Source organism: Kocuria rhizophila, from assembly GCF_003667225.1.
GTDB classification, from domain to species: domain Bacteria; phylum Actinomycetota; class Actinomycetes; order Actinomycetales; family Micrococcaceae; genus Kocuria; species Kocuria rhizophila.
Map to the genome: position 1 here is coordinate 1 of NZ_RCOM01000101.1, position 7,207 is coordinate 7,207.

At 70.5% G+C, this 7,207-nt stretch carries 6 protein-coding genes; 2 read left to right on the forward strand and 4 right to left on the reverse strand.

Annotated elements, in window-relative coordinates:
- Positions 1-373: 373 nt before the first annotated feature.
- Complete coding sequence (locus tag D9R02_RS10685; protein WP_259463953.1) at positions 374-1,186, forward strand: putative endonuclease domain-containing protein; 813 nt, start codon at positions 374-376, stop codon at positions 1,184-1,186.
- 169 nt (positions 1,187-1,355) lie between these two features.
- Here the strand turns inward: D9R02_RS10685 and D9R02_RS10690 are convergent, their stop codons facing one another.
- Together D9R02_RS10690 and D9R02_RS10695 are read right to left on the reverse strand one after the other, a co-directional pair.
- Positions 1,356-2,315 (reverse strand): DUF8083 family protein, encoded by a 960-nt coding sequence (locus D9R02_RS10690; protein ID WP_121241487.1) that lies wholly within the window; start codon positions 2,313-2,315, stop codon positions 1,356-1,358.
- Between the two features lie 4 nt (positions 2,316-2,319).
- Positions 2,320-3,126 (reverse strand): exodeoxyribonuclease III, encoded by an 807-nt coding sequence (locus D9R02_RS10695; protein WP_039102296.1) that lies wholly within the window; start codon positions 3,124-3,126, stop codon positions 2,320-2,322.
- Positions 3,127-3,469: 343 nt separating this feature from the next.
- Between D9R02_RS10695 and D9R02_RS10700 the strand changes: the two genes are divergently transcribed.
- A complete protein-coding gene (locus D9R02_RS10700) occupies positions 3,470-4,729 on the forward strand; it encodes a phospholipase D-like domain-containing protein (RefSeq protein ID WP_121566889.1) in 1,260 nt (419 codons plus the stop codon).
- A gap of 275 nt (positions 4,730-5,004) precedes the next feature.
- Here the strand turns inward: D9R02_RS10700 and D9R02_RS10705 are convergent, their stop codons facing one another.
- Both D9R02_RS10705 and D9R02_RS10710 read right to left on the reverse strand, forming a co-directional pair.
- Positions 5,005-6,291, reverse strand: coding sequence for an LLM class flavin-dependent oxidoreductase (locus D9R02_RS10705; RefSeq protein ID WP_102613932.1), 1,287 nt, complete (start codon positions 6,289-6,291; stop codon positions 5,005-5,007).
- Between the two features lies 1 nt (position 6,292).
- On the reverse strand, positions 6,293-7,057 hold the full coding sequence (locus D9R02_RS10710) for a 3-oxoacyl-ACP reductase (RefSeq protein WP_102613933.1): 765 nt from the start codon (positions 7,055-7,057) through the stop codon (positions 6,293-6,295).
- Positions 7,058-7,207 lie beyond the last annotated feature (150 nt).

The following is a 7,207-nucleotide window of genomic DNA, read 5'->3' on the forward strand; positions in this document are numbered from 1 at the left end:
AAATCAGGAGCCCCAGCTGCATTTGCTCCACTAGGCAGCGTCCACAGCTCGGGGGTGAGCATGCAGAGGGGCGGTGGATCCCCCGGCCAGAGGGTGTGTGGGGCAGGGCTGTGGACAACGTGCCCCGGTCCACGGATCACCTACCTACAGTTCGGGCATGGTGTTGTACCAGCAGCGTCCAGCCCCGTTTCCCCCTGAGCCACTGGTGGTTCCCACGGCTGAGACCGGCCGACGCGCCTCACAGTTGCTCGGCAGCCCGGGCGTGCAGCGACTCGCGCGGGGATTGTGGGTGCTCCGGGACGAACCGCTCACAGCAGTGGAAAGAGCTGTTCTCCTGCAGCGGCATCTGTGCCGGCCCGAGTCCGGGCTTCTGGTGAGCGGCCTGCACGGGCTGGAGCTGCTGCGGCTCCCCGTGGGCGGAAGTGAGGCGTGGGTGCAGGAGGTGCTTGCCCGGCCCCACCAGTCGCGCGGTCCACGCCAGGGGGCGTTCAGTGCTTCCTCACTGAACGCCGCGAACCACTGCGTTGAGCTGCTCTGGACTGGTCACCGCGCCCAGTCCAAGCAGGAGGGAGTGCGCATTGCCATGTCGCACGGTCTGCCCAGCCTCGTGGGCCCATGGGGCAGCAGGGTTGCCCACCCACTGGAGATGCTGTCCCGGATGAGTGCCGTGCTGTCTCCGTGGCGGATCACTGCGTGCCTGGACGCGCTGCTGTCCACCCGGTTCGTCATCCCCGGCACGTCCCGCCCGGTGCAGTTCACGCGAGACCAGTTGGAGGAGAGTCTGGACCGGCTCCCTCCGGCTGCCCGAGGTGCCATCCGGCTGCGCCGCGCCTGGCGTGATGCTCGGTCACCGTGCTGGTCGGCGGCGGAGACTCTGACCCGGCTGATCATTGCCCGGCACGACCTGCCTGAGCCGTCCCTGAACCACCAGGTGACGATCGCGGGGCGCACGTTCTTCCTGGACCTGGCATGGCCTGGTGCGCGAACGGCCGTGGAGTACAACGGCGGTGTCCATGCTCGTGAGGTGTCCCAGTACCGGGATGAGATGTACCGCCTCTCCCTCCTGCGAGACGCAGGGTGGGACGTCTCGGTCCTCACATGGGACGACCTCCGCTCCCCGACCCGCAGGATGACGTGGCTCTCGCGCGTTCAACGGGGCCTGGGTCGCCCGCACCGTGCTCTCTAGTGGAGTAAATGCAGCCGTACGCCCTGGAATCTGCATTAGCGGAGCAAATGCAGCAGCTGCAGCACATGCCGCGCAGGTTCGCGCACCGGCGGGGGCGCCTCTCCCCCGGGGCGCCGGGTCCCAGGCGCGGAGAGCGGAGGGCGACGGCGCTCGGTTCTGCTTCCGAGGGTCAGTTCCCCTGCTGCAGCTGCGCCAGCGGGGCCCAGCGCCTGAAGATGCGCCGCAGCGCCGCCGTCGCGGATCCGAGGTCTCCCTCACGGAGGAGGTCCAGGGCGTCGGCCATGTCCTGCGGGGACTCGTCCGGCTGGATCCGGTCCGCCAGGGAGCCGTAGTCCAGGCTCACCAGGGAAGCGGCGCTGAAGGATCCCAGCCAGCGGCTCAACCGGATGAGGTCCTGGGCGAAGGCGGCGGCCTGTCGGGCTTCGTCCGGGAGATCGTCCTCGGGGGCGTCGCCGGAGACGGCCCGTCCGGCGTCGTCGATAATCTGTGCGGCCTGGAGGGTGCGCTGCGCGGCGGCGTCCGCGGGGGCGATGAACCGGTGGATCTCATGCCCGGAGTGCTGGGACGCCACATGGTCCGCTGGGGTGAAGGCCGCGAACCAGGCCAGGGGGATCGCGTAGGCGGCCTCTCGGGTGTAGACGGGCTGGAAGGCCTCGCTGGAGGTGGCCTTGGCGGCCTCCGCCACCTCCTGGTCAGGGACCAGCAGGGGCAGGAGCTGGGCGCTGTCCTCGTTCTCGGCGGCGGTGAACAGGCGCAGGGAGCGGCGCAGGCGCTGGGTGGGGTGGAACACGGGGAAGTCCCCCGGGTGGGTCGGGGACGCGCCGGGTACCTGCCCGGCACCGCCCGGGGAGGTGCCGGGTAGCCGCCGCGCCCCGGCCGGTGCCGTGGAGAACGGCATGGTCCACAGGGGTTCGCGGGCCGGGGGCAGAAGGGACTGGGAGGTGTCCGCGATGCGGGCGAGCTGCTCCGAGAACTCGTGCACCCCGCCGGTGAAAGGGTCCAGGGCGCGGGGGATGCCGGGGGCGTAGTGGGCGTCCAGGTCCTGCTGGGGGACGTAGACGCGCAGCGCGAACCGCACGGGCGGGCCCGTGATGCTGCGGTAGGCGCTGCCCGCGTTGATCAGGGGCACGGGGTCAGTCGATCTCGATCACGACGGGCGCGTGGTCCGAGGCGCCCTTGCCCTTGCGCTCGTCCCGGTCGATCCAGGCGTCCTGCACGCGGGCGGCCAGTGCGGGGGAGCACAGCTGGAAGTCGATGCGCATGCCCTCCTTCTTGGGGAACCGCAGCTGCTTGTAGTCCCAGTAGGTGTAGACGCCGGGACCGGGGTGGCGCGGGCGCACCACGTCCTGGTAGCCGGCGTCCTCGATGAACGCGTGGAACGCCGCGCGCTCCGGCTCGCTGACGTGGGTGTAGCCGCCCTCCTTGAAGAGCTGGATGTCCCACACGTCGTCGTCCTGCGGGGCCACGTTCCAGTCGCCCACCAGGGCGATCTGCGCGTCCGGATCGTCCTGCAGCCACTGCTTGGCGTGGCCCTCCAGCACGCGCAGCCACTCGAGCTTGTACGGCATGTGGGGGTCCTCCAGGCCGCGGCCGTTGGGCACGTAGAGGGACCACACGCGCACGCCGCCGCACGTGGCGCCGATCGCGCGGGCCTCCTGCGCGGGCTCCTGGCCGGGCTTGCCGAACGTGGGCTGGTCCGGGAAGGTGCGCTCCACGTCCGTGAGCCCCACGCGGGACGCGATCGCCACGCCGTTCCACTGGCTCACGCCGAAGTGCGCCACCTCGTAGCCCGCGAACTCGAACAGTTCCCACGGGAAGTTCTCGTCCTTGGCCTTGGTCTCCTGGATGGCCAGCACGTCCACGTCCGAGCGGTCGAGCCACGCCTCGATGCGGTCGGCCCGGGCGCGGATGGAGTTCACGTTCCACGTGGCAATTCTCATGGGCTCCACCGTAGCCACCCGCGCGGCACCGGAGAAACCGGTGCAGGGCGGTCCGCACGGGCCGGGGTTGGCGCAGGCACGGGGCACGACGCCGCTCGGCCGCGTTCCACGCACGGGGCCGGTGCGGCGCGCGGGGCGGTCGGTCCTCACGCCCCCCTGCGCCAGGGGGTGGGCGCCGTCACCGGAGGACCCCGGGGTCCACCCGGGCCGCGGGCGGCGTCGTGATCCCGTGCCTCACGCGTGGGGGACCGCCTCCGGCGCGGAGCGGATTCCACGGGGACTTCCACCGGGATCCCAGGCAAGAGGCGGGACGCCCGGGAACACGGGGCAGTAGTGTGGCGGGATGACCCCCACGAACGTGCTGTCACAGATCAGAGAACGCCGGATCCTGCTGAAGGCGGCCGGTGTGGGCGCAGGGTCCCTGCTCGGTGCACAGGCCGTGGTCGTGGCATCTCTGGCGGGCATCGACTGGTGGAAGCAGCGCGGGCGTAAGCAGCGTGACGCACCGCGTCCGGGAACGTTCACGGCGCAGGTGCAGGACTCGGAGCTGACCATCTACACGTCCGGGGAGGACGTCTACGAGGACATGCTCGAGGCCATCGACAACGCCGAGCACTCCATCCACATGGAGACGTTCATCTGGAAGAACGACGAGATCGGGCAGCGCTTCCTGGACGGCATGAACCGTGCGGTGGAGCGCGGCGTGGACGTGTTCGTGATCTACGACGGCTTCGCGAACCTGGTCATCCCGCAGACCTTCTACTCCTTTGACAGCGACATCCACGTGTTCCGCGTGCCGTTCCTGCGCCGCCCGTTCTGGAAGGGCCCCCTGCGGTTCTCGGGTCTTAACCACTCCAAGATCCTGGTGGTGGACGACCAGATCGGGTTCGTGGGCGGGTTCAACATCGGCTCCCTGTACTCCCGGCAGTGGCGGGACACGCACATCCGTGAGGTGGGCCCGGCCGTGTGGGGTCTGCGCAACGCGATCGCCACGGTGTGGAACGAGGACCGGGAGCCGGACAAGGAGATCGAGTGGGTCCCGCCGCAGAGCTGGGATCCCGAGGTGCGGGTGAACGCGAACCTGCCCATCCAGATCGTGTACCCCATCCGTGAGATGTACATGAACGCGATCGACCGGGCGCAGCACCACATCTGGATCAACACCCCGTACTTCATCCCGGACCAGCAGGTGCTGGACACGCTCCTGGACGCCGCGCGCCGCGGGGTGGACGTCCGCGTCATGGTCCCCAAGGACTCCAACCACATCCTCTCGGACTGGGTGTCCCGGGGGTTCTACGGCCAGCTGTTGGAGGGTGGCGTGACCATCCTGCTCTACGGCGCGTGCATGATCCACGCCAAGACCGCCACGATCGACGGCCAGTGGTCCACCGTGGGCCCCGCCAACCTGGACCGCCTCTCCCTGTCCTTCAACTACGAGACCAACGTGGAGATCGTGGACCCGGACTTCGCCGCCCAGATGGAGAAGGTCTTCCTCGCGGACAGCGAGCACTGCGAGGAGCTCACCTCCCCCCAGTGGCGGGAGCGCCACCCCATGGCGCGGGTTGCGGAGGTCCTGCTGGTCCCGCTGCGCCCCCTGCTCTGACATCCCCGGCGCACGACGACGCCGCACGGCCGGCCCCCGCACGCCCGTCACCGGATCGCCGCCGCCCTCGTGAAGCCCTGCACCCCCAAGATCAAGCCCCCCACCCCAGGATCAGGCCCTCCACCCGAGGAATGAGCTCTTCAGCCCAGGATTAAGTGCAGGTTTTGCCGCTCACGGGCCGAAAAGTGGCAAAAGCTGCACTTAAGCGTGCGGGCCGTGGTGCCTGGCGAGCGTGCAGCCTCCGGGGCGCGGCGGCGTCGTCGTGGGGTGGGCGGTCAGCCCTCGGTGAGGTGGCCGCGCAGCGTGGTGGCGGTGTACTCGGTGCGGAACAGGCCGCGGCGCTGCAGCTCGGGGACCACGAGGTCCACGAAGTCCGTGAGCGAGTCCGGCTGCACGGGCGGCATGAGGTTGAAGCCGTCCGCGCCGCCGTTCTCCAACCACTCCTGCATGCGGTCCGCAATCGACTCCGGGGTGCCCACCATGGTGCAGTGGCCTCCGCCGGCGGCCAGGCGCCCGAGGAGCTGGCGGACCGTGGGGTGCTCTGCCTCGATGATCCGCAGGATGGTGCCGTAGCGGCCCTGCGGTCCGGTGAACTCCTCCAGGGGCGGCAGCGGGGGAACGGGCGCGTCCAGGTCCCAGCCCGAGCAGTCCTGCTCCACGAAGGTGGAGAGCTGCGCGAGGGACTGCTCCACGGGCAGCAGCCGGTCCACGCGCTCCTGCTTGGCGAGGGCCTCCTCGTGGGTGCGGCCCACGTAGGTGACCAGCCCGGGCATCACGGCCACGGACTCCGGATCGCGCCCGGCCCGGGCCACCTCCGCCTTGACCGAGGCGTAGTACTCCTGGGCGGCGGGGAGGTCATAGGCCACGGCATAGATCCCCTCCGCGAAGTCCCCGGCCAGGGCCTTTCCGGGCCCGGACGCACCGGCCTGGAACAGCACCGGCTCGCCCTGCGGGGAGCGCGGGACCGTGAGGGGTCCGTCCACCAGGAAGTGGCGGCCCTCGTGGTCCAGGCGGTGCAGCTTGGACGGGTCCGCCCACTGGCCCTCCGGGTCCGCGGTGACGGCGTCCTCGTCCCAGCTGGCCCACAGGGCGCGGGCCACCTCCACGAACTCGCGGGCGCGCTCGTAGCGCTCGTCCTTGGGCGGCATGGCCCGGTAGCCGTGGTTGCGGGCCTCGGCATCCCACATGGAGGTCACCACGTTCCAGCCCGCCCGGCCGCCCGAGATGTGGTCCAGGGACGCGAGCATCCGGGCCGCGTGGAACGGCGTGAAGAACGTGGAGGACACCGTGCACACCAGGCCGATGCGCTCGGTGGCGCGCGCCATCGCGGACAGCGCGGTCAGCGGTTCCAGGGACCAGTGGGGTCCGCCGGAGACGTCCCCCACGCTGTGGCCGTCCGCGAAGAACACGGCGTCGAACAGGCCGCGCTCGGCGGTCTGCGCGAGCTCCTCGTAGTAGCTGATGTCCGTGAGGCGGTGCACCGAGGAGTTGGGCGCGCGCCACGCGGCCTGGTGGTGGCCGGCGCCGTAGAGGAACGCGTTGAGGTGGAGGCGGCGGGCCATGTCAGTCCATCACCAGCCCGCCGTCGACCACCAGGTTCTGGCCGGTGACCCCGCGGGACCAGTCCGAGGCGAAGAACAGGGCGGTGTCCGCGAACTCCTCGGGGGTGGTCACGCGGCCCAGGGGAGTGCCGGCGGCAATGAAGTCGAAGACCTCGTCCGGGGTGGCGGCGCTGGCGTCCGTGGTGCGCAGCAGGCCGCCCGAGATCATGTTCACGGTGATGCCCTGCGGGCCGAGGTCCTTGGCGGCGGTGCGGGTGAGGGAGAGCAGGGCGGCCTTCGCGGCGGTGTAGTCGTGGTAGGGGACCACGGGGTTCTGGAAGAGGTTGGTGCCGATGTTGATGATGCGCCCCTCGCCGACCTCCGCCATGCCCGGGGTGACCGCCTGCATCACGTTGAGGGCGCCCACCACGGCGCCCTGGAACTGCTGCGTGAGGTTCTCTGCGGTCAGGCGCTCCAGGGTGGGGCGGGCGTCCCCGTTGAAGCTGAAGTCCACCAGGGCGTTGTTCACGGCCACCGTGATCGGCGCGCCGAAGTGCTCCCGGGCCTGGGTGACCATGTCCCGCACCTGCTGGGCGTCGGTCACGTCCGCCTGGGCGGCCAGCGCCCGGTCCTCCCCGAGTTCGCTGACCAGCGCACGGGCCCGCTCCTCGCTGGAGTGGTAGTTCACGACGACGCGCGCGCCCTCCCGCGCGAACGCCCGGCTGAGGTGCTCCCCGAGCCCGCGGGCTCCGCCGGTGACCAGGACGATGGTGTTCTCGATCCGCATGCTCACTCCTGTGGCTCACGGCGAAGAAAGCGGTGCGCCACCTGCGCGGTGCGACCGTGACATCCCTTCGCCAGTACTAACTGGACAGGTTCGACGGGTGTCATCTCAGCCGCTGCGGTCCCCCGTCCGTCCGCCCGGTGGGGCTGGGAG